This is a genomic window from Frateuria flava, assembly GCF_017837635.1.
Lineage (GTDB): Bacteria > Pseudomonadota > Gammaproteobacteria > Xanthomonadales > Rhodanobacteraceae > Frateuria_A > Frateuria_A flava.
On sequence record NZ_JAGJRS010000021.1, the window covers coordinates 247,556 to 271,255 of the forward strand.

The 23,700-nt window shown below is 69.1% G+C and carries 25 protein-coding genes and 1 pseudogene; 15 read left to right on the forward strand and 11 right to left on the reverse strand.

The genetic code is table 11. The features are described 5' to 3' along the window. Window positions 1-11 precede the first annotated feature (11 nt). The 3 genes from J7I44_RS11540 to J7I44_RS11550 are packed head-to-tail and all read left to right on the forward strand — an operon-like array spanning window position 12 to window position 1,607. On the forward strand, window positions 12-770 hold the full coding sequence (locus tag J7I44_RS11540) for a MotA/TolQ/ExbB proton channel family protein (RefSeq protein ID WP_245188133.1): 759 nt from the start codon (window positions 12-14) through the stop codon (window positions 768-770). Window positions 771-781: 11 nt separating this feature from the next. Further along, complete coding sequence (locus J7I44_RS11545) at window positions 782-1,195, forward strand: ExbD/TolR family protein (protein WP_209620702.1); 414 nt, start codon at window positions 782-784, stop codon at window positions 1,193-1,195. A 4-nt stretch (window positions 1,196-1,199) separates the two neighbouring features. Continuing rightward, the gene (locus J7I44_RS11550; protein ID WP_209620705.1) at window positions 1,200-1,607 is read left to right on the forward strand and encodes an ExbD/TolR family protein; all 408 of its coding nucleotides are present in this window, start codon (window positions 1,200-1,202) and stop codon (window positions 1,605-1,607) included. Between the two features lie 168 nt (window positions 1,608-1,775). On the opposite strand, the gene J7I44_RS11555 is transcribed toward J7I44_RS11550, so the two are convergent. From J7I44_RS11555 to acs, 3 genes are all read right to left on the reverse strand, one after another. Then, entirely contained in the window at window positions 1,776-2,519 is a 744-nt protein-coding gene (locus J7I44_RS11555) for a pyridoxine 5'-phosphate synthase (protein ID WP_209620708.1), read from the reverse strand. Window positions 2,520-2,562: 43 nt separating this feature from the next. Continuing rightward, window positions 2,563-3,195: a 4'-phosphopantetheinyl transferase family protein gene (locus J7I44_RS11560; protein ID WP_209620712.1), complete on the reverse strand. Its 633-nt coding sequence runs from the start codon at window positions 3,193-3,195 to the stop codon at window positions 2,563-2,565. Between the two features lie 189 nt (window positions 3,196-3,384). Beyond that, the gene (gene acs / locus J7I44_RS11565; protein WP_209620716.1) at window positions 3,385-5,325 is read right to left on the reverse strand and encodes an acetate--CoA ligase; all 1,941 of its coding nucleotides are present in this window, start codon (window positions 5,323-5,325) and stop codon (window positions 3,385-3,387) included. Between the two features lie 109 nt (window positions 5,326-5,434). Here acs and J7I44_RS11570 point away from each other — a divergent pair, with 109 nt between their 5' ends. Continuing rightward, complete coding sequence (locus tag J7I44_RS11570; RefSeq protein WP_209620721.1) at window positions 5,435-6,520, forward strand: PA0069 family radical SAM protein; 1,086 nt, start codon at window positions 5,435-5,437, stop codon at window positions 6,518-6,520. A 157-nt stretch (window positions 6,521-6,677) separates the two neighbouring features. On the opposite strand, the gene J7I44_RS11575 is transcribed toward J7I44_RS11570, so the two are convergent. The 5 genes from J7I44_RS11575 to J7I44_RS11595 all read right to left on the reverse strand — a co-directional run bounded on the left by J7I44_RS11575 (window position 6,678) and on the right by J7I44_RS11595 (window position 12,022). Further along, window positions 6,678-8,366, reverse strand: a complete 1,689-nt coding sequence (locus J7I44_RS11575; protein ID WP_209620724.1) for an ABC1 kinase family protein — start codon at window positions 8,364-8,366, stop codon at window positions 6,678-6,680. A gap of 122 nt (window positions 8,367-8,488) precedes the next feature. After that, on the reverse strand, window positions 8,489-9,973 hold the full coding sequence (locus J7I44_RS11580; RefSeq protein WP_209620727.1) for a hypothetical protein: 1,485 nt from the start codon (window positions 9,971-9,973) through the stop codon (window positions 8,489-8,491). Then, window positions 9,970-10,866, reverse strand: coding sequence for an ABC transporter ATP-binding protein (locus J7I44_RS11585; RefSeq protein ID WP_209620729.1), 897 nt, complete (start codon window positions 10,864-10,866; stop codon window positions 9,970-9,972). Before J7I44_RS11585 ends, J7I44_RS11580 begins: the two co-directional genes overlap by 4 nt. Then, window positions 10,863-11,636, reverse strand: coding sequence for a CPBP family intramembrane glutamic endopeptidase (locus J7I44_RS11590; protein WP_209620732.1), 774 nt, complete (start codon window positions 11,634-11,636; stop codon window positions 10,863-10,865). The genes J7I44_RS11585 and J7I44_RS11590 overlap by 4 nt, the downstream gene beginning before the upstream one ends. After that, window positions 11,636-12,022 (reverse strand): GntR family transcriptional regulator, encoded by a 387-nt coding sequence (locus tag J7I44_RS11595; RefSeq protein WP_209620735.1) that lies wholly within the window; start codon window positions 12,020-12,022, stop codon window positions 11,636-11,638. Before J7I44_RS11595 ends, J7I44_RS11590 begins: the two co-directional genes overlap by 1 nt. Before the next feature lie 428 nt (window positions 12,023-12,450). Between J7I44_RS11595 and J7I44_RS11600 the strand changes: the two genes are divergently transcribed. Continuing rightward, window positions 12,451-12,627: a hypothetical protein gene (locus J7I44_RS11600; protein ID WP_209620738.1), complete on the forward strand. Its 177-nt coding sequence runs from the start codon at window positions 12,451-12,453 to the stop codon at window positions 12,625-12,627. Between the two features lie 34 nt (window positions 12,628-12,661). On the opposite strand, the gene J7I44_RS11605 is transcribed toward J7I44_RS11600, so the two are convergent. The 3 genes from J7I44_RS11605 to J7I44_RS11615 all read right to left on the reverse strand — a co-directional run bounded on the left by J7I44_RS11605 (window position 12,662) and on the right by J7I44_RS11615 (window position 16,883). Further along, complete coding sequence (locus J7I44_RS11605; RefSeq protein ID WP_209620741.1) at window positions 12,662-14,698, reverse strand: S9 family peptidase; 2,037 nt, start codon at window positions 14,696-14,698, stop codon at window positions 12,662-12,664. Window positions 14,699-14,871: 173 nt separating this feature from the next. Further along, window positions 14,872-15,768: a patatin-like phospholipase family protein gene (locus tag J7I44_RS11610; RefSeq protein WP_209620744.1), complete on the reverse strand. Its 897-nt coding sequence runs from the start codon at window positions 15,766-15,768 to the stop codon at window positions 14,872-14,874. Window positions 15,769-15,866: 98 nt separating this feature from the next. Continuing rightward, a complete protein-coding gene (locus J7I44_RS11615) occupies window positions 15,867-16,883 on the reverse strand; it encodes a class 1 fructose-bisphosphatase (protein ID WP_209620747.1) in 1,017 nt (338 codons plus the stop codon). 198 nt (window positions 16,884-17,081) lie between these two features. Between J7I44_RS11615 and J7I44_RS11620 the strand changes: the two genes are divergently transcribed. From J7I44_RS11620 to J7I44_RS11660, 10 genes and pseudogenes are all read left to right on the forward strand, one after another. After that, complete coding sequence (locus J7I44_RS11620) at window positions 17,082-17,690, forward strand: DJ-1/PfpI family protein (RefSeq protein ID WP_209620750.1); 609 nt, start codon at window positions 17,082-17,084, stop codon at window positions 17,688-17,690. Window positions 17,691-17,701: 11 nt separating this feature from the next. Next, entirely contained in the window at window positions 17,702-17,866 is a 165-nt protein-coding gene (locus tag J7I44_RS11625) for a hypothetical protein (RefSeq protein WP_209620754.1), read from the forward strand. Further along, a pseudogene (locus J7I44_RS17035) lies at window positions 17,863-18,159 on the forward strand (NIPSNAP family protein); the annotation flags it as partial. The gene J7I44_RS11625 and the pseudogene J7I44_RS17035, both read left to right, overlap by 4 nt. 176 nt (window positions 18,160-18,335) lie before the next feature. Further along, complete coding sequence (locus J7I44_RS11630; RefSeq protein WP_209620946.1) at window positions 18,336-18,629, forward strand: hypothetical protein; 294 nt, start codon at window positions 18,336-18,338, stop codon at window positions 18,627-18,629. Further along, window positions 18,626-19,030 carry a GFA family protein gene (locus J7I44_RS11635; protein ID WP_245188114.1) on the forward strand — a complete coding sequence of 135 codons (405 nt, stop codon included), beginning with the start codon at window positions 18,626-18,628 and terminating at the stop codon, window positions 19,028-19,030. The genes J7I44_RS11630 and J7I44_RS11635 overlap by 4 nt, the downstream gene beginning before the upstream one ends. 12 nt (window positions 19,031-19,042) lie before the next feature. Further along, a complete protein-coding gene (locus tag J7I44_RS11640; protein ID WP_209620760.1) occupies window positions 19,043-19,432 on the forward strand; it encodes a VOC family protein in 390 nt (129 codons plus the stop codon). After that, a complete protein-coding gene (locus tag J7I44_RS11645) occupies window positions 19,429-20,055 on the forward strand; it encodes a glutathione S-transferase family protein (RefSeq protein ID WP_209620763.1) in 627 nt (208 codons plus the stop codon). The genes J7I44_RS11640 and J7I44_RS11645 overlap by 4 nt, the downstream gene beginning before the upstream one ends. Before the next feature lie 207 nt (window positions 20,056-20,262). Further along, complete coding sequence (locus J7I44_RS11650; protein ID WP_209620766.1) at window positions 20,263-20,964, forward strand: helix-turn-helix transcriptional regulator; 702 nt, start codon at window positions 20,263-20,265, stop codon at window positions 20,962-20,964. An 80-nt stretch (window positions 20,965-21,044) separates the two neighbouring features. After that, window positions 21,045-22,802 carry a DUF885 domain-containing protein gene (locus J7I44_RS11655; protein WP_209620769.1) on the forward strand — a complete coding sequence of 586 codons (1,758 nt, stop codon included), beginning with the start codon at window positions 21,045-21,047 and terminating at the stop codon, window positions 22,800-22,802. A 146-nt stretch (window positions 22,803-22,948) separates the two neighbouring features. Next, window positions 22,949-23,341, forward strand: coding sequence for an MbcA/ParS/Xre antitoxin family protein (locus J7I44_RS11660; protein ID WP_209620771.1), 393 nt, complete (start codon window positions 22,949-22,951; stop codon window positions 23,339-23,341). Window positions 23,342-23,700 lie beyond the last annotated feature (359 nt).

Below are 23,700 nucleotides of genomic sequence, written 5' to 3' on the forward strand. Positions count from 1 at the left end.
GTAGCGTCATGATGTTCCTACAAACTGCACCCGCCCAGGGCAGCACCTCCAATGCCGAAGCCATGAAGCACATGGGTTTCGGGGACCTCATCCACAACTTCGATGCGCTCGGCTGGATCGTGTTCATCACGCTGGTGGTGATGTCCTTTGCCTCCTGGTATTTCATCATCGCCAACGCGATCCGCAATGCGATGGTCCGCTCGCGCGCCGAGAAGGTCATCGCGAACTTCTGGAGCACCGCTTCCACCCAGGAAGCCATCCGTGAGCTGGAAGCCCAGCCCAAGGGCGAGCCCTTCTCGAAGATCGCGCTGGACGCCGCCTCGGCGGTGGCCCACCACCAGCAGGCGACGGCCGCCGGTGGTCGCCTGGCCGAATCGCTGAGCCGCTCGGAGTTCATCGATCGCGCCCTGCGCCAGGCCGTGGCCCGCGAGAGCCTGCGTCTGGAAGGTGGCATGACCCTGCTGGCGACCACCGGCTCCGCCGCACCGTTCATCGGTCTGCTCGGTACCGTGTGGGGCATCTACCACGCGCTGATCAAGATCTCCGCGTCGGGCAACGCTTCGATGGAAGCGGTGGCCGGTCCGGTGGGCGAGGCCCTGATCATGACCGCGTTCGGTCTGTTCGTCGCCATCCCGGCCGTGCTTGCCTACAACTTCTTCAGCCGCTCGAACCGCATGACCTACGCGCAGTTCGACGAGTTCGCGCACGACCTGCACGACTTCTTCGCCACCGGTTCGCGTGTCGAAGGCGTGGCGCCGACCCAGAAGTGAGGGCTTGACCCATGGCAATGAGTACCGGAGGCAATTCCGGCGGCCCGATGTCGGAGATCAACGTCACGCCGCTGGTCGACGTGATGCTGGTGCTGCTGATCATCTTCATGATCACCGCGCCGCTGATGTCGCACCGGGTCATCGTGCCGTTGCCGAACGCCAATCCCAAGGCGCCCGATACCGGTTACGTCGAGCCCATGGATGTGGCCCTGAAGCAGGATGGATCGATGTACCTCAATGACGCCGAGGTGACCGAGGCGGAATTGAAGGCACAGTTCGCGGTGGCGGCGTCCAAGACGCCGCAGCCGGAAATCCAGCTTCGCGCGGACAAGGACACGGAGTACAAGTACGTCCGCAAGATCCTCACCGACGCGAAGGCGGCAGGCATGGTCCATGTCGGTTTCATGACGACCGGCAAGGAGTAAGACGATGGCTTTCAGTTCCGGAAACACTAGCGGCCCGATGGCCGACATCAACGTCACGCCGCTGGTCGACGTGATGCTGGTGCTGCTGATCATCTTCATGATCACGGCGCCGATGCTCACCCACAAGGTGAAGATCGACCTGCCGCAGCCGAACCCGAACATCGTCCAGCCGGAAAACCCGCTTGAGCCCATTCGGCTCAAGATCGATCGCGCCGGCGCGCTGTACTGGAACGATACGCCGGTCGACGAGTTGGGCCTGAAGGCACAGATGGCAGTCATCGCCCAGCAGACCAATCAGCCGGAAATCCAGATCAACGCGGATGACGCTGTGGCTTACGAGTCGGTCGCCCGGGTGCTGGCTGACGCCAAAAGCTACGGTTTGACCAAGATCGGCTTTACCGAAGGGCAATGATCTCAGGCGGATCAGACGCTACCGGCAAACCCCCGCGCAAGCGGGGGTTTTGCTTTGTGGCCGGCCGGTCGCGATGCACGCCAACAGGAAAACGAGGGTGGGCTTGAGCCCACAGGCCCGACCCGCGAAGCGCTGGTGGGCTGAAGCCCGCCTGTATCGCGCGAGCGCTCAGCGCAGGATCTGCACGTAACGCCGCACCGTCGGCGCCAGCCCGTCGTACAGCGCCTCGCCGATCAGCGCGTGGCCGATCGACACCTCGGCCAGGCCTGGAATGGCTGCCTTGAAGCCCCCCAGGTTGGCCTGGTTGAGATCGTGTCCGGCGTTGACCGCCAGGCCGGCCTGCTGGGCTCGCCGTGCGGTGTCCGCGCAGGCCGCCAGCGCGTCGCGCGCGTCGCCTTCAGCGAAGGCTTCGGCATACGGTCCGGTGTAGATCTCGATCCGTTCGGCACCGATCGCCACGGCCTGATCGAAGCCGGTCGCCCCGGCATCCACGAACAGGCTGACGCGGCAGCCGATCCGGCGCAGCTCGGCGACCAACGGACGCAGCCGCTCGCTGTCGGTGGCCAGATCGAAGCCGTGATCGGACGTGATCTGCCCATCGCTATCGGGCACCAGCGTCACCTGCGTGGGCCGCACGTCGCGGGCCAGTTCGATCAGCCCGGGATAGGCTCCGCGTGCGGGCGCGAACGGGTTGCCTTCGATGTTGTATTCCACCTTGCCTCGCAACATGGCGGTCAGCGCGCGCACGTCGTCGGGACGCACGTGGCGCATGTCGGGCCGCGGGTGCACGGTGATGCCGCCACAGCCCGCTTCGATGCAGGTGTGGGCGGCGCGCAGGATGTCCGGTTCGGTGCCGCCGCGGGAATTGCGCAGCACGGCGATCTTGTTGAGATTGACGCTGAGCAGGGTCATGGGCGCCGGTGAGCGGAGGTAAGGACCGGCAACAGTGCGCCGATCAACCGGCGTCGGCAAGTATCCGGTACCGGATATTCCGCGGCGGGCCCCGCCATGCGAGCGCCGCCACATGTGCCGGACCTGCGTCGAGCGCGTGCAGCTGCCAGGTTGCGGCGTCGTCACCGGCCAATTGCCGCAGTTGCGGCACGGCCGTCTCGAGCCCGATTTCCAGGCGATGCAGTCCAAACGCCAGGCCACGACCCAGCGCCTTCAGCACCGCCTCCTTGGCGGTCCACAGCGCAAGGAAGGCTTCTTCGCGTCGATCGATCGGCTGCGCGGCCAGCCACGCGGTCTCGGCCGGATGAAAATAGCGCTGCGCCAGTTCCAGCGCGCGTGGGCGCGGGCGGCGGCGCTCCACGTCGATCCCGGGTGCCACGCCGTGGCCGATGGCAACGAGGGCGCAGCCTCCGCTGTGCGACCAGTTGAGGTCCAGGATGTCGCCGTGTGCCGGCCCAAGCTGCGGTCGCCCATGGGGGCCTTCGGTCAGCTGCACGGCGCCGGCAGACACACCCAGGTAGCCGGCGAGCAAAGCGATCAGTGGGGCCCGGCCGCGGCCGGGATCGTAGGCCAGCTGCCAGACGTGCAGCGTCTCGTCATCGAGCTGGGCCGCGATGGCAGGAACGTCGGTTGGCAAGGTCGGCATCCGCGGACGGTAGCACCCACCGGGCGCACGCGAAGCCATCGGCGCTCCGCGCGCCCCGGAACTGTGCTCGCGATTCGTCCCGAGGTCGTCCTGGCGATCAAGGCGAGCTGGGACGGGAGCGCGCCGTGCGTGACCGCAGGACAGCACAATCGTGGTGACCACGGTCCCGCTCCCGGCCGATTACTTGATCAGGCGCTCATCCACGAGTTTCTGCACCACGCTCGGATCAGCCAGCGTGGAAATATCGCCCAGTTGCCCAGGCTGGTTCTCGCCGATCTTGCGCAGAATGCGCCGCATGATCTTGCCGGAGCGGGTCTTGGGCAGTGACGGCGCCCATTGCAGGTAATCGGGCGTGGCGATCGGCCCGATCTCCTTGCGCACCCACGCCACCAGCTCCTTGCGCAGTTCCTCGCTGCCTTCCACGCCGGCGATCAGGGTGACGTAGGCATAGATGCCCTGGCCCTTGATGTCGTGCGGACAGCCGACTACCGCGGCCTCGGCCACCTCCGGATGCGCCACCAGCGCGCTCTCGACCTCCGCAGTGCCGATGCGGTGGCCGGACACGTTGATCACGTCGTCCACGCGACCGGTGATCCAGTAGTAGCCGTCCTCGTCGCGGCGCGCGCCATCGCCGGTGAAGTAATTGCCGGGGTAGGCGCTGAAGTAGGTGTCGATGAAGCGCTGGTGGTCGCCGTACACCGTGCGCATCTGGCCCGGCCACGAATCGGTGATCAACAGGTTCCCCTCGGCCGCGCCTTCAAGGACCTGGCCCATGGCGTCCACGATCGCCGGCCGGATGCCGAAGAACGGCAGCGTCGCCGAACCCGGCTTGGCGTCGATCGCACCCGGCAGGGGCGTGATCAGGATGCCGCCGGTCTCGGTCTGCCACCAGGTGTCCACCACCGGGCAGCGCTCGTCGCCGACCACGCGCCAGTACCACTCCCAGGCCTCCGGGTTGATCGGCTCGCCGACCGTGCCCAGCAGGCGCAAGCTCGCGCGCGAGGCCTTCTTCACCGGCGCCTCGCCCTCGCGCATCAGTGCGCGGATGGCAGTGGGAGCGGTGTAAAACAGCGTGACTTTGTGCTTGTCGACGACGTCCCAGAAGCGGCTGCAATCGGGATAGCTCGGCACGCCGTCGAACATCACCGTGGTCGCCCCGTTGGCGAGCGGCCCATACACCACGTAGCTGTGCCCGGTGACCCAGCCCACGTCGGCGGTGCACCAGTAGACGTCGTCCTCGCGCAGGTCGAACACGCATTCGTGGGTATAGCTGACGTACACCAGGTAACCGCCGGAGGTATGCAGCACGCCCTTGGGCTTGCCGGTGGAACCGGAGGTGTAGAGGACGAACAGCGGGTGCTCGGCTTCCATCGGCTCGGCCGGGCAATTGGCACTCTGGCCGTCCATCAGCACGTGCCAGTAGCGATCGCGGGGCGACTGCATCGCCACGCCGGCACCGGTGCGGCGTACCACCACCACGGTTTCGACGCTGCTGGTACCGGGACGCTCCAATGCCTCGTCCACGTTCGCCTTGAGCGCGATTTTCTTGCCGCCGCGTACACCCTCGTCGGCCGTGATCACCAGCCTGCATTGCGAATCGGCGATGCGCCCGGCCAGCGAGTCGGGCGAGAAACCCCCGAACACCACCGAGTGGATCGCGCCGATACGCGCGCAGGCGAGCATCGCCACTGCCGCTTCCGGGATCATCGGCAGGTAGATCGCCACGCGATCGCCCTTGGCCACGCCAAGATGCTTGAGGGTGTTGGCGAACTTGCACACTTCTGCATGCAGCTCGCGATAGGTCAGCCGGCGCGACTCGCTGGGATCGTCGCCTTCGAAGATGATCGCGGTCTTGTCGCCGCGCTCGGCCAGGTGCCGATCCAGGCAATTGGCCGCCACATTGAGCGTGCCGTCGCCGTACCAGCGGATGTGCAGATCGGCTGGATCGAACGAGACGTCCTTCACCTGTGTCGGTGTGTTGATCCAGTCCAGCCGCTGGCCCACCCTCGCCCAGAAGCCCTCCGGATCGCGTACCGACTCGGCGTACAGCCGCTCGTAGGCGGCTTTGCCGATGCGGGCCTTTTCGGCAAAGGCTGCCTGGACCGGATGGAGCGTGGACATGGGGCATCTCCTCGGTGGAGGTAAGGTTTGGACGTCCGAGTGTAGCGTCGCGCGCGCTGAGCTGTGTGGGGTCGCGGCGGCTGAGACGCTGGCGCGCTAGATTGACGCGATGTCCGAGCCACCATCGCATGCCATCAAGGGACGGGGCGCCGCTTCCAACCCGGAGGGCCGCTTCGAGAGCTTGCGCCACCACGCCGAGGACGACGGCTGGCAGAGCCTGCTGCTGGATGCCGACGCGCCGCGCCCGCGCACCGAAGTGACCGAGGAACGTGCGCGCAGCGTGATCAGCCGCAACGACTCGCCGGACATCGCCTTCGAACAGGCGATCAACCCTTACCGAGGTTGTGAACACGGGTGCATCTACTGCTACGCGCGGCCCTCACACAGCTATCTCAACCTTTCGCCCGGGCTCGACTTCGAGACCCGCCTGCGCGCCAAGGGCAACCTGGCCGAGGTACTGCGCGCGGAGCTGGGCAAGCGCGGCTACGTACCCTCGCCGATCAACATCGGCAGCAACACCGACCCCTACCAGCCGGTCGAGAAGCGCTGGCGCCTGACCCGCGCCGCGCTGGAGCTGCTGGCCGAGTGTCACCATCCCTGCACGATCGTCACCAAGAACGCGCTGATCGAGCGTGACCTGGACCTGCTCGCCGGCATGGCGCGCGAGCGTCTGGTGCAGGTGTTCATCTCGGTCAACTCGCTGGACAACCACCTGGCGGCCAAGCTCGAGCCGCGCGCCAGCGCACCGCACCGGCGCATCCAGGCGATCGAGGCGCTGGCCGGTGCCGGCGTGCCGGTCGGTGTGCTGGTTGCGCCGATCATTCCCGCGCTCAACGACCGCGACCTGGAAGCGGTGCTCGAACGCGCCCACGCCGCCGGCGCGCGCTGCGCCGGCTACACCGTGGTGCGCCTGCCGTACGAGTTGAAGACGCTGTTTCGCGAATGGCTGGCGCTGCACGCGCCGCAACGTGCGGCACACGTGATGAGCCTGATCCAGCAGATGAACGGCGGTCGCGACTACGACAGCGACTTCCGCACGCGCATGCGCGGGCAGGGCGTGTTCGCGCAGCTGCTCAAGCGGCGTTTCGAGGTGGCGTGCCGCAAGCACGGGTTCGGACGTGCGCGCGAGCTGGAGCTGGACACGTCCTGCTTCGTGCCGCCGCGGACGGCGTCGCCGCAGGGCGTGTTGTTCTAGGCAAGCCGTCCCCCATCTGCCGGTCGCCCCTTCCCCCGTCAACGGGGAAAGGCTCGCTCGCTACCGCTACGCAGGCGCAATCCCGCACCACCACGATCCTTCCCCCGCTTGCGGGGGAAGGTGCCCGAAGGGCGGATGGGGCAAGCCTTGCCTCGACTCAATCCGGCGGCCGGTTGGCCGCCCGCTCCACCTTGCCGTCGCGACGCAGCGCGCTGATCACCAGGCTCAACCCCAACACCGCCGCCACGGCGATGAACAGCACCGCCAGGATCGGCAATCCGAACAGCATCGGGCCGCTGTGCATGCGCGAGGTCAGCGCGCCGCCGATCACCAGCGCCGCCACGATCACGCCCGTGCTGATGCGGTTGGCGATCTTCTGCAGGCTTTCCATCATGTGCGACTCTTCCAGCCCGTCCACGCGTACGCGCAGCCGGTTCTGCGCGAGCGTGCGCAGAATCGCCGCGACGTGCTGCGGCGTGTGCCGGGCCAGGTCCTGCAGGTCCAGCCATTCGCTGGCCATGTTGGCCGGGGAGAGCGTGCCCAGGGCCTGCCGGCGCAACACCTGTTGCAGGTGCTGCTCGACCACGCGGCGCGTGTCGAGGGTGGGATCAAGCGCGGCGGTCACCGCCTCGAGGTTGAGCAGGGTCTTGCCCAGGATCGACAGCTCCGCCGGCGGGCGCAGGCCGCAGGAAGCGCCCACGCGAGCCAGCTCCAGCACCAGCCGGCCTTCGGAAAACTGCCGGCTGGAGTTGTGCAGGCCGACATAGCTGGCGACCAGCTGCTCGACCTGCCGCCGGTAGAGGTTGCGGCGGAAATCCTCCAGCGCCATGCCCATCGTTTCGCTGATGTCGGCGACCTGGTCGCCGTTGCCGGAGATCGCCCCGAGCATCAGCTTGAGCAACTGGTGGCGCGTGCGCGGCACCAGCCGCACCACCATGCCCAGGTCGAACAGCGCCAGCCGGTGGTCTTCCATCAGTAGCACGTTGCCCGGATGCGGGTCAGCATGCACCAGGCCGTGGATGAACACCTGGTCCAGGTAGGCGTGCAGCAGCTCGCGTGCCTGCTCGTGCAGCGGATGCTCGATGCGCCGCAGGGCCGGGATGTGGGTCACCTTGATGCCGCGCACGCGCTGCATGGTGAGCACCCGGGTGGTGGTGAAGTCGGCCAGCGGCAGCGGCACGTAGAGCGCGTCATAGCCGCGCAGGTTCTCGGCGAAGCGGCGCAGGTTCTCCGCCTCCAGCTCGAAGTTGATCTCGTTGGCCAGGCTGTGGCGAAGCTCGTTCACCAGACCGGCAAAGCCGTAGCGGCGGCCGACGTCGGTCATGCGGTCGGCCGCGCCGGCCAGCTTTTCAAGGATCGCCAGGTCCTCGCGCAGCGTCTGCGCGATGTTCGGCCGCTGCACCTTGAGCACGACCTGGCGGCCGTCATGCAACGTGGCCGCGTGCACTTGCGCCACCGAGCCGGCGGCCAGCGGCTCGTCGTCGAAGCGGGCGAACAGCGTGCCGATGCGTACGCCCAGTTCGGCCTCGATGGTCTGGCGGATCTCGGCCACCGGCACCGGCACCACGTCGTCCTGCATCCGTTCCAGCTCGGCGATGTACGGCGCCGGCACCATGTCCGGGCGGGTGGAGAGCGCCTGGCCCACCTTGATGAAGGTGGGGCCCAGCGCCTCCAGGTCGTCGACGAACTGTTTGGGCTGGCCCGGCCGGACCGCCTCTTCCTCGTCGGCCAGCGCCGCCTCCTGGATGTCCAGCTCCAGCCCGCTGAACAGGCCGGCCTTGCGATAGCGCAGCAGGAACGCGCCGATGCGGGCGTAGCGGGACAGACGGGCAGTGGTTTCGTTCACGCCTTCGGCTCCATGGTCTCCATGGAGCGTGGAGCGGGCCGCGGCAACGGGGCGTCAACGGTCGAGCAGGTTGAACGCGCGCCTGACGCCCGCGCACTGCGCAGGCGCGACGCACCGGCGCATCAGCCCGGGTTGGCCAGGAACGGATGCCGGCGTTGCACCAGCCCGTGCCAGCCGCGCCGACCAATCCAGCCGAGCACCAGCAGGAACAAGGCCCACGCCCCGGCGAGCGCCGCGACCCATGGCGCATGGCTGGCGGCAGCGGTCCGATCCATCAGCGACAAGGACAGGCTCAGGCTCACCAGCACGATGCACACCGTGCAACACACACCGGCACCCCAGCCTCGCAGCGGACGCCCGCCCACCACCGATAGGGTGAAGGCGACCAGCACACCCATGCTTGCCACCTGCGTGAGCAGCACCGCGGCCTCGGCCATCCAGCCCAGATGAATGCGCAGGGCAAGCGCCAACAGCAGGATCAGTACCCCGGACTGGATACCCAGGCCCGGCAGCAGACTCGCCGCAAGCAGCTCACGCCGGACCTGGCGCGGCGTGCCCAGCCCGGGCAGCAACGCCAGCAGCGGCAACTCGGCGTTGTGCTTCTGCCAGTGCTGGTGCAATTGCATGACCGCCAGCAACGTGACGAGCAGACCGATGAAGCTCCCCAGCCAGGCGAACATCCCCGCCCAGTCGGTCACCAGCGCCCAGCTGATGCCGCCGCCGCGATGCCGGGCTGCCTGCAACAGCAGCATGGCCATCACCAGCGTGCCGGGAAGCACAGCCACCGCCAGCTGGCGTGCACGGCCGGCGACCGTCATCGGCATGAACATGCCGCCGAGCGCCACGCGCAAGCTGTAGCGCGGTCGCCGCGGGCCGGCCGGACGCAGGTCCACCATCGGCCGCAGCCAGTCCGGTTGCCGGCGGATCTGCTGCACGCTGTCGGGCAATCCGGCAGCCAGGCCGGCCCAGCCGCTGGCCCGGTTGGCGCGCCGGAACTGCAGCACCATCGGTTGCCACCAGCCCTGCCGGTACGGCTCCGGATCGCGCAACTGGCGCCACCAGCAAAGTGCGCTGAGCACCAGCGTGCCGACCACCGAACCCAACGCCAGCGCCACGAAGCCGGGCTCGCCCGGTTCGGGCAGGTGCAGCTGCATACCTATCGTGCGGATCATCATCGGTAGCAGGCCGATGAAGGCGCACAGCACGCGTGGCATCAGCCCCATCAGCAATCCGCTGGAGACCGCCATCGCCAACACGCAGGCGATATCCACCACCGGCCCGCCCGCCACCCCGAGGGCGGCCGTCGGCACCCCGATCATGACCAGCGCCGGCAGCGCCATGCCCGCCACGGCGGCACGCTGAAGTACGGGAATGCGCAACTGGCGGCCATCGACCGCCAGCAGAACGCCAGGCGCGAGCAGGAACATCCCGGCGAAGAATTCGCCGAAGGCGAGCGCGCTGCCGGCGAGCAGGGGCCAGCTCGCGCGGTGGGCAAAGAACCCGATCGCTACCGCGGCGACGGTGGCTGCCGTCAGGATCAGACCCATATACCAGCGCGTCCACCGCGGCGACGCACGCCACGGAGCCTGCAGGATGGCAGCGTTCATTCGGCGATCTCCACGAACAGGTCCTCCAGCCCCAACGCGTCCAGCCGCGCGCCGCCGAGCTGGGCCGCTTCAGGCCAGAGCCCGCCCGCGTCGCGTTCCACCACCAGGCACAGGCTTCCATCGCCGTGGTGACGACGGCTGAGCGTGCCCGACGGCGCGGCTGCGGCCAGGCGTGCCGGCAACCACAGGCGTGCGTAGCGCTCCTTGGTCTCGTCCACGCCGCAGTGGATCAGCAGCCGGCCCTGATGCAGGAAGGCCACTTCCGAGGCGACGCGTTCGAGGTCGGAGACGATATGGGTGGAGAACAGCACCGTGGTGCCGGCTTCGCCCGCGCGCAGCGCCACCTCGCGCAGCAGTTCGCGGCGGGCGACCGGATCCAGCGCGGCAGCCGGCTCGTCCAGCACCAGCAGATCCGGACGCGAGGCGAGCGCGCGGATCAGATCCACGCGCTGGCGTTCGCCCGGCGACAGCTTGGCCAGCAGTTTGCTGGCCGGAATGTCCCAACGCGCCAGCGTGCCCTTGACGAAGCCGCTGTCCCAGTTCGGATAGAAGCGGCCGACGTAGTCGAGCATCTGCGTCGCGCTCAGCCAGGCCAGCGCCTCGGGCTGCTGCGGCACGTAGGCCAGCCGGCCCTTGGTGGCATCGGAAAGCCCAAGCGCTGGCTCGCCGAACACCTGCGCTTGCCCCGCCTGCGGTTCGAGCAGGCCAAGCATCGCGCGGATCAGGGTGGATTTGCCCGCGCCGTTGCGGCCGATCAGGCCGAGCACGCTGCCCGGCGCCAGGGCGAGATCCACGCCATCGAGCACGCGTGTGCCCTCGTAGCCGTGGACGAGTCCGTGGACGGCCAATGGCGAGTCGTTGGCCTGGGTGATGTCGCGGAGCTGGGCGTTCATGGATTCCCCCGAAAGCGCGTGGACGTCTGGACGTCCGTCTGTGGATTGGAAGCACCGGTCCCCACCGGCACGAGCAGCGCGCGCAGGTCGACCAGCACGTGCAGCAGCATCGGCAGCAGCAGGCTGCCGCTGGAGAGGTACAGCCAGGCGAACAGCCCGCCCAGGATGGCGGTGGCGAACATGCCGCCGAGGCCCTGGTAGACATGCGCCCAGCCGAACGCCAGCGCGAGCACGACCACGCTCGGCAGCATGGGCAGCTGTGGCCAGGCTGCGTGCAGGGCAGCGGCGGCGAAGCCGCGCCAGATCCACTCCTCGGTCAGCCCGGCGGTCACGGCCAGCGCCGCAAAGCCCCAGCGCTCGGCGCGACCGTGCGGGAGCATGCGCAGCAGCTTGTCACCGCCGACCACGCGCGGCGCGGTGGCCACGGCCGACCTGCGCTTGCGTCGGGACAGTCCGATGCCCACGACGGCGCCGGCGATCAATGCACCGGCCATCCCGCCGAGGAAGCCCAGGCCGACACGGCCCATCGCCCGCGGCCAGCACAGGCCTACTTCGGCCGCTGACCAGCCATGGGCCAGCACCACCAGCGCGGTGACCGCGGCAAGCACCCACGCCATCGACGTCCAGCTGCGGTAGAAGCGCAGGCGCGCGCCGGGTTGGCCGGCATCGAGCGCGGCCAGCAGGCGGCGATGCGACCAGCGGCCGAGCAACGGTTCGCCCAGCAGCAACCAGGCGATCAGTACGAGGCTGGCAAGTGCCGCGGTGTCCATCAGCGTTCCCCCAGCAGTTTGCCGAGCCGGCGCAGCACCGGATCGGCGGGCAGTTCCAGTTCCTGCGCATGGCGCGCCAGCGCCAGCAGCTGCGGTTCCAGCAAGGCCAGCCGCGCAGCCTGGCTGTGCGCGGTGCGCTGGCCGGCAGCCACCGCCATGCCCTTGCCGCGCAACCGTTCGAGCAGCCCCTCGTTCTCGGCCAGGCTGTAGGCGCGCGACACGGTCATCGGGTTCACCGCGTGGAAGCCGGCCACATCGCGCACCGACGGCAGCAGCTCGCCCACCGCCAGCTGGCCGCTGGCAATCAGCCGACGCAGTTGCTCGACGATCTGCCGATAGATCGGCTCGGCCGAGGCGGGTTGAATGACGAACAGCGAAGCATCCATGTGTATCAGTACATCAATACACACGGCGGCCGTCAAGCGTGACTTGTGGCGTCGTGCCGTTGGCGACCTATCGCGTCGCGCTGGGCTGCTCGGCCTTCCGGGGCGTCATCCTTCGCGACAGCGGGAGGCACTGCGAATCCTGCGAATCCATCTGCTCTGCAGCCAAGGTCGAAGTCGATTCCCGCTTGCGCGGGAATGTCATCTCGAGATAGGCGGGTGCGAGGAGGCCCTGGCACTCGAGGCGGCCGGATGGATGGGCACGCTCGCCGCCTGATGCCAGTGCTCGCTGGGCTCCTCTGCTTGTGAGGGAGCGCGGGGGGGATGCCGGCCGCTCTGGGCGTCCGGGCCATTGGCCGGCCTCGCCGCTTCACGTGCCAGTGATCGCCCAGCCGTTCTGCTTGGCGGCAATCCCCGGCGGAGGCCGCTCGATGTCCTCGTTTTCGCTCTACCTGCTCGGCATCCTGGTACTGGTCGCGGGCCTGGCCTACGTCGCCTGGCTGATGCACGTGCCGCTGCAATGGATCGGCGCGGGCGTGATCGTGGTGTTCGGGCTGGGCATCCTGGGCGCGGTCAAGCACACCCAGCGGCGCGATCGGCCGAAATAGCCGGGCCGGTGTCGCCGGCCCGGCGGCTGCCGGCTCAGCGGGCCGGCAGGTAGTGCGTGAACCACGCCAGTGCGCGCTGCAGCACGTCGCGCTGGTGCGCCGGGTCGACGAAGTGGTGGCCCTCGTCCGGGTACACCACCAGCGAGGTCGGCACGCCCTGCGCGCGCAGCGCGTGCCAGTACTCGAACGATTGCGGCGCCGGGCACTCGGCATCGCGATCGCCGACCACCACCAGCGTCGGCGTCTTTACCCGCTTGATGAAGTTGATCGCCGAGCTCCGGGCGTAGACGGCCGGATCGTCGTAAACGGAGGCGCCGAAGAACGGGATCATCCACTGGTCGATCAGGTTCTGGCCGTAGTAGCTCTGCCAGTTCGAAATGCCCGCGCCGGCGACCACCGCGTGGAAACGGTCGGTCTGTGTGGGCACGAACATGCTCATGAAACCGCCGTAGCTCCAGCCGGTCAGGCCCAGTCGCTTGTCGTCGACCGGCAGCTTCTTCTCGATCGCGTCGATGCCGGCCAGGATGTCCGACAGGTCGCCGTAGCCGAAGTCCTTGCGGTTGGCCTGCACATAGGCCTCGCCCTGGCCGAAGCTGCCGCGCGGGTTGGGCATGAAGACGAAGTAGCCCAGGTTCGAGAACGGCACGCTGCCGTAGCCCACGCCCGGCCAGCGCGGGATCACGGCGCTGGCCGGGCCGCCGTGCACGCTGACGATCATCGGATACGTCTTCGCCGGGTCGTACTGGGCCGGGTAAAGCAACCAGCCCTGCACGTGGCGGCCGTCGTGTTCCCATTCGACCGACTCGGCCTTGCCCCAGCTGGGCGCGAGCGCGGCGTTGATCGCGGTGACCGCCGGTGGCGCGGCGTGGCCGAGCGCTCCGGCGTGGACCTCCGGCGCGGCGGTGTAGGAGCTCTGCACGAAGGCGATGCGCTGGTGGTCGGCCGACAGCGACATCGCCATCGCGGCGCTGCCGTCGCCGATGCTGGCCGGCAGGTTGAAGTGCACGCGCTGCGGCGTGGCGTGGCGCGCGTCGATCGCGTAATCGGCCAGCTCGCTCTGGCCGTTGCTGACCTGGCTGACCAGCAGCGTGCGCGGCGAGGTCCAGGCGAACCACGACGGCGTGACGCGGATGCCGGGCGTGAGGTTCACGGTGGCCCCGCCCGCGGCCGGCACCGCGTAGAGGTCGCCACCGGTCGCGCCCTGGTCGCTCATCAGGCCACCGACGAAGACCAGCCGCCTGCCGTCCGGCGACCAGCGCGGCAGCGCCAGCTGCAGGCCATGCAGCGAACCGGTGTCCGTCTTCGGGTCGACCAGCACGCGCGGCGTGGCCCCGGCGCGGGCGTCCTGGGCGTACAGCCGGGCGATCCACCAGTTGTTGTCGCCCGGCGCCGGTGCGGCGACGTAGGCCAGCTGCCTTGCGTCCGGCGACCAGCTGAACTCGTAGACGTACTTGTCCGCCGGCGTCACCAGCGTCGGCGTGCCGCCGTCGGCGGGCAGGGTCGCCACGCGCTGGATCTCCAGCCCTTCCACGCCGATCTCGCCCACCTGGGGCTTGGCCGCCGCCACCGCGCTGGCGCGGCGGGTCGCGCCCTGGACGTAGAGGAAGCCCAGCGTGCGGCCGTCGGCCGACCAGGCCAGGTCATGCGCGTAGCCGTCCAGGTCGGCCAGCCGGCGCGTCGCGTCGTGGCGCGTGACGTCGGCCGTATAGACGTCCATGTCGCCGGCCCTGCCGCCGCAGTCGGAGAGGAAGGCCAGGTGGCGCGAGTCGGGCGCCCAGGCGATCTCCTCCTGCCTGCACGGCGAGCCGCCCATCGCCAGCGGCCGGGCATCGCGGCCGTCGGCGTCGGCGATCCGGATCACCGGCTTGCCGTGGCTTTGCACCACCCAGGCCAGCCGCTGGCCGTCCGGCGAGAGCTGTACGGCGTGGATCGCGCGCACCTTGCCGAGCTGGTCGAGCAGCTGGTCGATGCGTGGGTCGACCTTGCCTGCCGCGGCGGACGCCAGCGGGGCAAGGGCCAGGGTGAGTAGGGGCAGAGTGAGCAGGGGCAGGAGGCGCAGGGAAGGGGGCATGGGCCGCTCTCACGAGGGGAAAGGCTCCACGCTAGCAGTGCACCGGCACCCGCTCCAGTGGGGCAGTTCACACGCACGCCTGCAGGAGCGCCCTTGGGCGCGACCGCAGTCGCCGGCTTCCTGGCACGGCGATCATCGCGCTCGCGCCCAAGGGCGCTCCTGCCAGGTTGCGCTCAGTGCTGGGCGATGGCGGCTGGCGCTTGCCGCGCCGCGGCCAGCCGGGCGCGGATCAGCGGCATCGCCGCCAGCGCGGCCTTCTCGCCTTCCATGATTGCCCGCTCCTTCTGCGCGAAGTCGGCCGCGCCGATGTCGTTCACCGTCGGCCGGATGACCACGTCGGCGCGCGCCAGCTCCTGCGCGCCCAGATGCTGGCCCATGATCACCACCGAACGGCCGACGATGCCGACCATGTCCTGCGGCAGCGTGCCGTCGCTGCGTGCGGAAATGTCCACCGCGATCACGAAGTCGGCGCCCAGCTCGCGCGCGGCATCGACCGGCACCGGGCTGACCACGCCGCCGTCGACGTAGTGGCGGCCGCCGATCGCCACCGGCTCGAACACGCCGGGCACGCTGCACGAGGCGCGCACCGCCTGGCCGGTGTCGCCGTGGCGGAACACCCGGCGCTGGCCGGTCTCCAGTTCGGTGGCGACCGCCGCGAAGGGCAGCTTCAGGCGTTCGAGCGGGCGCTGGCGGACCAGGCCGTCGACGTAGTCCTGCAGCTTCTTCCCTTGCACCAGGCCGCCGCTGAACAGTCGCACGTCGCGGATCGAGGCTTCGTCCAGCGAGATGGCCGCCTGCTGCATCGCGAAGGCGTCCATGCCGCTGGCATACAGCGCGCCGACCACGCTGCCGGCGCTGGTGCCGGCGACGACGTCCACGTGGATGCCGCTGGCTTCCAGCATCTTGATCACGCCGATGTGCGCGAACCCCTTGGCCGCGCCGCCACCCAGCGCGAGGCCGACCACCAGCTTGCGCGGCGGCGGCGGGGTGACCGGCGGCGGCTGGCGCACGGGCGCGCAGCCGGCCAGGGCGATGGTGAGCAGCAGCAGGAGGCGCAGGTGTCGGGCCATCGTCGGGACGAAAGGAAGGATCAGCGGACAGCGTGCGGCAGGACGATGGCGAAACCGGGGCAGGGCCGGGCAGGCGCACGGGCGCCTGCCCGCCACCCTCAGGCGTAGGCGACGTCGGCCTCGCGGTGGTAGCGGGTGGCCACCTCGACCTCACCCTTCGAGCCCAGGAACACCGGCACGCGCTGGTGCAGGCCGCCGGGCTGGATCTGAAGGATGCGCTCGCGGCCGGTGGTGGCGGCACCGCCGGCCTGCTCCACGATGAAGGCCATCGGGTTGGCCTCGTACATCAGCCGCAGCTTGCCGCCCTTGGCCTTGATCTTGGCGTCCAGCGGATAGAAGAACACGCCGCCGCGGGTGATGATGCGATGCACGTCGGCCACCATCGAGGCGACCCAGCGCATGTTGAAATCCTTGCCGCGCGGGCCATCCTTGCCGGCCAGCAGCTCGCCGACGTAACGCTGCATCGGCGCCTCCCAGTGGCGCTGGTTGGACATGTTGATGGCGAACTCGGCGGTCTGTTCCGGGATGCGGATGTCGCGGCGGCTGAGCATGAAGCTGCCCACCTCGCGGTCGAGCGTGAACTCGTGCGTACCGTGGCCGAAGGTCAGCACCAGCAGCGTGGCCGGCCCGTACACCACGTAGCCGGCGGCCAGCTGCTGCGTGCCCGGCTGCAGGAAGTCCTCTACCCTCGGTTCGACCACGTCCTCGGGGCAGCGCAGCACCGAGAAGATGGTGCCGACGGAGATGTTCACGTCGATGTTGGACGAGCCGTCCAGCGGATCGAACAAGAGCAGGTGGTTGCCCTTCGGGTACATGTCCGGGATCGGCTGCGGGTCTTCCATTTCCTCCGAGGCGCAGGCCGCCAGGTGGCCGCCCCAGGCGTTGGCTTCGAGCAGGATCTCGTTGGAGATCACGTCCAGCTTCTTCTGCGCCTCGCCCTGCACGTTGTCGCTGCCGGCATTGCCCAGCACGCCGCCCAGCGCGCCCTTGCTGGTCGCCACGGCGATGCGCTTGCAGGCGCGCGTGACCACTTCGATCAGCAGCGAGAGCTCGGCGTTGATGTGGCCGGCGCGGCGTTCCTCGATCAGGAACTGGATCAGCGAGACAGGCTTCATGTCGGGTCCGTGGCGGGAAGGAACGGACATTCTACGGGCAAGGACCGTACCCGGCCGGTGAGCGCTCGAAAGGCATTGCGCGGTCATACAGCTGCGCCCGCCTGGCCAGGGGGGCGCAGCGTGGGGTCATGGCCCTGCTGACATCACGTTGGCAGCAGCCCCGGCGCATCCTGCCCATCTTGCAGAGGAGGCAACGCGATGCGCGACACGGTCTATTTCCTGGTGTTCGACGGTTTTGCGGATTGGCAGGCGGCGCTGGCGCTGTGCGAGGTGCGCCGACCGGGCGACTGGCACGTCGCGACGGTCGGCTTCACCCGTGCGCCGGTGCGCTCGATGGGCGGCCTGATGGTGCAGCCGGAACGGAGCCTGGCCGAGCTGGACTTCGCGCGCGCCGCGCTTGCGATCGTGCCCGGCGGGCATCTGTGGCAGCGCGGCGAGGGCGCCTCGGCGGTGGCTGCGCTGCGCCAGCTGCACGGCGCCGGCGCGGTGGTCGCCGGCATCGACAGTGGCGTGCTGGCCCTGGCGCGCGCCGGCCTGCTCGACCGCTGCCGCCATACCGGCAACTGGGCCGGGCACGTCGACGCGCAGGTGCCGGGTTACGCGGGCGGCGCGCATTACGACGGCTCGGTGCTCGCCGTAAGCGACGGCGGCACGATCACCGCCAGCCACCTGGGCAGCGTGGAATTCGCCCGCGAGGTGATCCAGGCGCTGGACCTCTACGGACCCGGCGACCGCGACCACTGGTACCGCCTGTTCAAGCACGCCCAGCTGCCGCCGTGGTGCGTCGGTGAAGCGGCGGCTGCCTGAGGCGGACCCCCATGCATCCGATCCTCGAACGCGCCGCCGACGCCTACCGCCCCCTGGCCGGACGCAACCGCCTGGTCGAAGGGCCGCATCCGCTGCCGTCGTCGCCCGCCGCACCGCCGAGGCGGCGGATGGCCCTGTGGGCGCTTGTCGCGACGATGTTGGGACGGCGGCCGTGAGCTCGCCTGCGGTCGTCGAGCTGCGCCAGTACACACTGCGCCCCGGCCAGCGCGACCGCCTGGTGGAGCTGTTCGAGCGCGAGTTCGTCGAACCGCAGGAGGCGCTTGGCATGGGCCTGCCGGGGCAGTTCCGCGACCTCGACGACCCGGACCGCTTCGTCTGGTTACGCAGCTTCCCGGACATGACCACGCGCGCTGCCGCGCTGGCGGCGTTCTACGATGGCCCGGTCTGGCGCGCGCATCGCGAGGCGGCCAACGCCACCATGCTCGATTCGGACGACGTCCTGTTGCTGCGCCCTACCCAGGCCTTCGTGCTGGAAGGGATGTCGCGCCCGAAGCCTGGCGAACGCCGGCCAGCCGGCCGACTCACCGCCACGATCTGCCCGGCGTCGCCGGCCGGCCTGGAGGCGCTGGCCCGCACCTTCAACGAGCAGGTACGCCCGGTGCTGGAGCGCCTGGGCGCGAGGGAATGGGGCAGTTCGTCACCGAGCCGGCGCTCAATACCTTTCCGCGGCTGCCGGTACGCGAGGGCGAGAGTGTGTTCGTCTGGTTTGCCGCTTTCGCCGACGCCCACGCGCAGGCCTGGTACGAAGCGGCCGCCGCAGCGGACCCGGTCATCGTCGCCTGGACCCGACGCCTGGATGCTTTGCCGGAAACCCTGCGCCTGGCGCCCACGCCGGGTTCGCTGCTGCGTGGCGCATCATCGTCCATCACCTCGCCTACCACCTCATCGCCTACCACCTCAACGCGGGAGCACGCATGAACCGGACTCACCACGGCAGTTGCCACTGCGGCGCGGTTCGTTTCGCCGCCGACATCGATCTCTCGGCCGGCACCGGCCGCTGCAACTGTTCCATGTGCAGCAAGACGCGTCGCTGGGGCGCGATCGTCCGACCAGACGCCTTCCGTCTGCTGAAGGGCGAAGCGGCGCTCGCCGACTACCAGTTCGGCACCCACAGCATTCACTACCGCTTCTGTCGCCACTGCGGCGTGCAGCCCTTCGGGACGGGTCGCCTGGAAGAACTGGGCGGTGACTTCGTCAGCATCAACCCGGCCTGCCTGGACGACGCCAGCCCGCAGGAACTGGCGGAAGCGCCAGTGCGCTATTTCGACGGGCGCCACGACAACTGGATGAGCCCGCCGGCCGTCACGAGCTACCTCTAGGAGCACACTGCGATGTTCGATCACCTGGGCCTGCCCGTGACCGACCTGGAACACGCGCGCCGATTCTACGAACAGGCACTGCAGCCGCTAGGCATCGCGGTGGTCAAGGGTTTTCCCGATGCCGTGGGCCTGGCCGCCGGCCAGGGTCGCAAGGGCGAGCAGGAACTCTGGCTGACCCGCACCGGGCATGCGCCGTCGCCGCTGCACATCGCCTTCGCGGCCACCACCCGGGCGCAGGTCGATGCCTTCCATCGTGCCGCGCTGGCGGCCGGTGGCCGCGACAACGGCGCCCCCGGACTGCGTCCCCAATACCACGACGGTTACTACGGCGCCTTCGTGATCGGCCCGGACGGGCACAACCTGGAAGCGGTCTGCCATCTGCCACCGGAGAACACGCCATGAACGTCCCGAAAGTCACCTTCTTCCACGCGCCCCAATCGCGCTCGGGCGGCACGCTGGCCCTGTTCGAGGAGCTGGGGGTGGACTACGACCTGAACCTGCTCGACCTCAAGGCCGGCACGCAGCGCGATCCTGCGTATCTGGCGCTCAATCCGCTGGGCAAGGTGCCGGCGATCCGCCACGACGGTACGATGGTGACCGAGCAGCCGGCGGTGATGATGTACCTGGCCGACCTCTACCCGGAGAAGGGATTGGCGCCGGCCATCGGCGATCCGCTGCGCGGCCCGTACCTGCGCTGGATGGTGTTCTACGGTTCGTGCTTCGAGCCGGCGCTGGTCGATCGGTCCCTGCAGCGCGACCCGGCGCCGCACGCCACCTCGCCCTACGGCACCTGGCAGGAGGTGCTGGACGCGATCGTCACCCAGCTCACGCCCGGGCCCTGGCTGCTCGGCGAGCGCTTCAGTGCCGCCGACGTGCTGTGGGGTACCGCATTGCACTGGACCACGATGTTCAAGCTGGTGCCTGAGTTGCCGGCGGTGCGCGCATATATCGACCGCGTGCGTGCGCGCCCGGCGATGCAGCGGGCCGAGGCCAGGGATGACGCGTTTCTCGCCAGCCAGGCCTGACTCCGTACGTCGCCGCGCTTGCTCCCTCTCTCCGGGTCCCGCCGGGAGAGAGGGTTGGGGAGAGGGAGTGTTTCTGCTTCGGTGGTCCGTCAGGCCAGCAGCGAAAGGCCTTCCCCTCTCGCCATCCTCTCTTCCGGTAGAGCCGGGGGAGAGCACTTCAGGCGCGACACACTGGCCGGCACACGACGCCTCGGCGATCATGCGCGCATGCGCCGCGCCGACCGCCTTTTCCTCATCATCCATGCCCTGCGCGGCCGGCGCACCGCGCTGCAGGCGCGCTCGCTGGCCGAGACGCTGGGCGTGTCGCTGCGCACCGTCTACCGGGATGTCGCCGACCTGCAGCTCTCGGGCGTGCCAATCGAAGGCGAGGCCGGCGTGGGCTACGTGCTGCGCAAGGGCGCCGATATCCCGCCGCTGATGTTCACCGCCGAAGAGCTCGAATCGCTGGTGGTCGGCACCCGCTTCGTGCGCGCCTTCGCCGGCGAGCGCCTGGCCGAGGGCGCGCAGGCGGCGCTGATGAAGATCGAGGCGGTGCTGCCGCCGGAACTGCGCGAGCGGGCCGCGCGCACGCGCATCTTCGCGCCGGTGTGGCGTGACGAATACAGCACGGCTTTCGCCGCGCGCATCGATCGCCTGCACGCGGCGATCGAGGGGCAGCAGGTGCTGACGCTGGTCTACCGCGACGAAGCCGGCCAGGCCAGCACGCGCGACGTCGAGCCGCTGTGCCTGGCGTTCTGGGGCGGCAAGTGGACGCTCGGCACCTGGTGCCGGCTGCGCGGCGCGTTCCGCAACTTCCGTCCCGACCGGATCGACCGGTTCGATGAAACCGGCGAGCGTTTCGCCATGGGCGAGGGGCGCAACCTCGACGCCTACCTCGATGCCATGCGCGGCTACTACGCCGGGGTGTAAGTCAGGTTCGCTCCTACAGGGGGCCAACCAGGCGCGCTTCTTTGCGATCATCCCCGCATCCCCACACACGGAGCCTGTCGATGAACCACCTGCTGGGCGGCCTGCTGGCCGCGGGCCTGTTGCTCGCCCCGGTCGTGCACGCCAACGATGCCGACGATCGCTTCCAGGCGATCTACACCCACGAATGGGCCTGGCGCACCGGGCAGGGCGACATCAGCGCATCGGGCGAGCCGCAGCCGAACAACGGCCGGCTGGACAACGTCGACGCGGCCAGCCAGCAACAGCGGCTGGAGCAATGGCAGCAGGTGCTGGCGAAGCTCGATGCGCTCGACGCAAGCCAGCTCTCGCCCGCCAACCAGGTCAACTACGCCATTTACCACGCGCAGATCGCCAACCTCCTGGCCGACCAGCGGTTCAAGACCTGGCAGATGCCGTTCAACAGCGACTCGGCCTTCTGGAGCGACATCGGCTACGAGCTGGACGCCGACCACTTGCGCAGCGCCGACGACTACCGTCGCTACCTCGACCGCCTGGCACAGATTCCCGCCTACTTCGACCAGCAGATCGCCAACATGCGGCTGGGCCTCAAGCGCGGCTTCTCGGTGCCACGCGCGGTGCTGGACGGCCGCGACGCGTCGATCGCCGCCGTGGCGGAGCTGAAGGATCCCACCGCGAGCAGCTTCTACGCGCCGTTCAAGCAGATGCCCGACGCGATCCCGGTCGACCAGGCGCAGGCGCTGCAGGGCGAGGCGCTGCGGCGCATCCGCGATGAGGTGGTCCCGGCCTATGCCACGCTGCTGACCTTCTTCCGGCAGACCTACGTGCCGCAGGCGCGCACCACGCTCGCGGCCGAGGCGTTGCCGGACGGCAAGGCGTTCTACCGCCAGCAGATCCGCGAATACACGACGCTGGACCTGGATCCCGATGCGATCCACCAGATCGGCCTGGAGCAGGTGGCGAAGATCCACGCGCAGATGCTCCAGACCATGACGGAAAGCGGCTTCAAGGGCGACTTCCCCGCCTTCCTGCATTTCCTGCGCACCGATCCGCAGTTCTACGCCCGGACGCCCGAGGAGCTGCTGCAGCGCACCGCCTGGGTGACCAAGGAAGTGGACGGCCAGATGAGCCGCTTCTTCGGCCACCTGCCGCGCGCGCGCTTCGCCATCGTGCCGGTGCCGGCCGACATCGCGCCGTACTACACCTCCGGCCGCGGCGGTGCGGATGCCTACCTGGTCAACACCTACGACCTGCCCTCGCGCCCGCTGTTCAACATGCCGGCGCTGACCCTGCACGAGTCCTACCCTGGCCACGCGCTGCAGCTGGAACTGGCTGCCGAGCAGAAGGGCCAGCCGGAGTTCCGCCGGCAGGGCTACATCTCCGCCTACGGCGAGGGGTGGGGCCTGTACTCGGAATACCTGGGCAACGAAATGGGCATCTACAAGACGCCCTACCAGCGCTTCGGCTACCTCACCTACCAGATGTGGCGCGCCTGCCGGCTGGTGGTCGACACCGGCATCCATCACCTGGGCTGGACGCGGAGCCAGGCGATCGACTACCTGACCCGGAACACCGCACTGTCCACGCGCGAGATCGCCAACGAGGTGGATCGCTACATCAGCTGGCCGGGGCAGGCGCTGTCCTACGAGCTGGGTTACCTGAAGATCCGTCAGTTGCGCGGCAAGGCTGAGCACGCGCTGGGTGCGAAGTTCGACTTGCGCCATTTCCACGACACCGTGCTGGAACTGGGGTCGGTGCCGCTGCCGGTGCTGGAAGAGCGGATCGACCGGTTCATCGCCGAGGGCGGCCCGGAGCCCGATTACGGCTGCGACTGCAAGTAGCCGTTGGGTGGGCGGCCACCGCTCTCCCCGGTATCGGAGCGGTGGCTGAAACCCGCCACACGTGTCGCTCCCGCAGAGGGCTGAGGATTTGCGGCTACTGCATAATGGGAGTAAATTGAACGCGAACTCCAAAAGGAGAGTTTCGCATGCTGGCCCATCCCCGCCCCGAACAGGCTCCGTCCGGTGAGCTTGGCGGCCCCGCGCTGCGTTCCTTCTTCCGCCTGGCCGAACAGTGGAAGCTGCGCATCGCCGAACAGCGCCGCCTGCTCGGCGAACCGGCCGAATCGACCTTCTTCAAGTGGAAGCGCGACCAGGACGGCAACCCGGGTCGCGACGTGATCGAACGGATCAGCTACCTGCTCGGCATCTGGAAATCGCTGCAGATCCTGTTTCCCGACCCGGCCCAGGCCGACGCCTGGCTGCGCAAGCCGAACCAGGCGGCGCTGTTCGGCGGGCATTCGGCGCTCGAACGGATGCTTTCGGGCAACGTGGGCGATCTTTACGTGGTGCGCCAGTACCTGGACGCCCAGCGCGGCTGAGGCCCGGGAACACCCTTCCCCCAACCGCCGCCTGCGCGCAGGGCCTGGCAAGTATCGCGTCTCGGTGGCGAGGCTTGCCGTGCACCGTTTACCCCGTAGGGTGGGCTTCAGCCCACCACCCTGCCGTGCCCGGAAGCCTCCAGGAAGCCAGGTGCATTGGTCCAGACGCGATGCGAACCCGGCCCGCAGGAAGGGAACCGATGCGGAGACCTCGGTCGCGCCCGGCGAGACCTCAAGCTGCCATGCTTTGGCTCCTCCCCCAGCGGGCAGGGGGGAGCCTGGGAGGGGACCGCCCACGCGCCCGATGCAGCCCATGAACAACCTCTCCAACCCGCCGCCGGCGGGAGCGATCCGGAGCC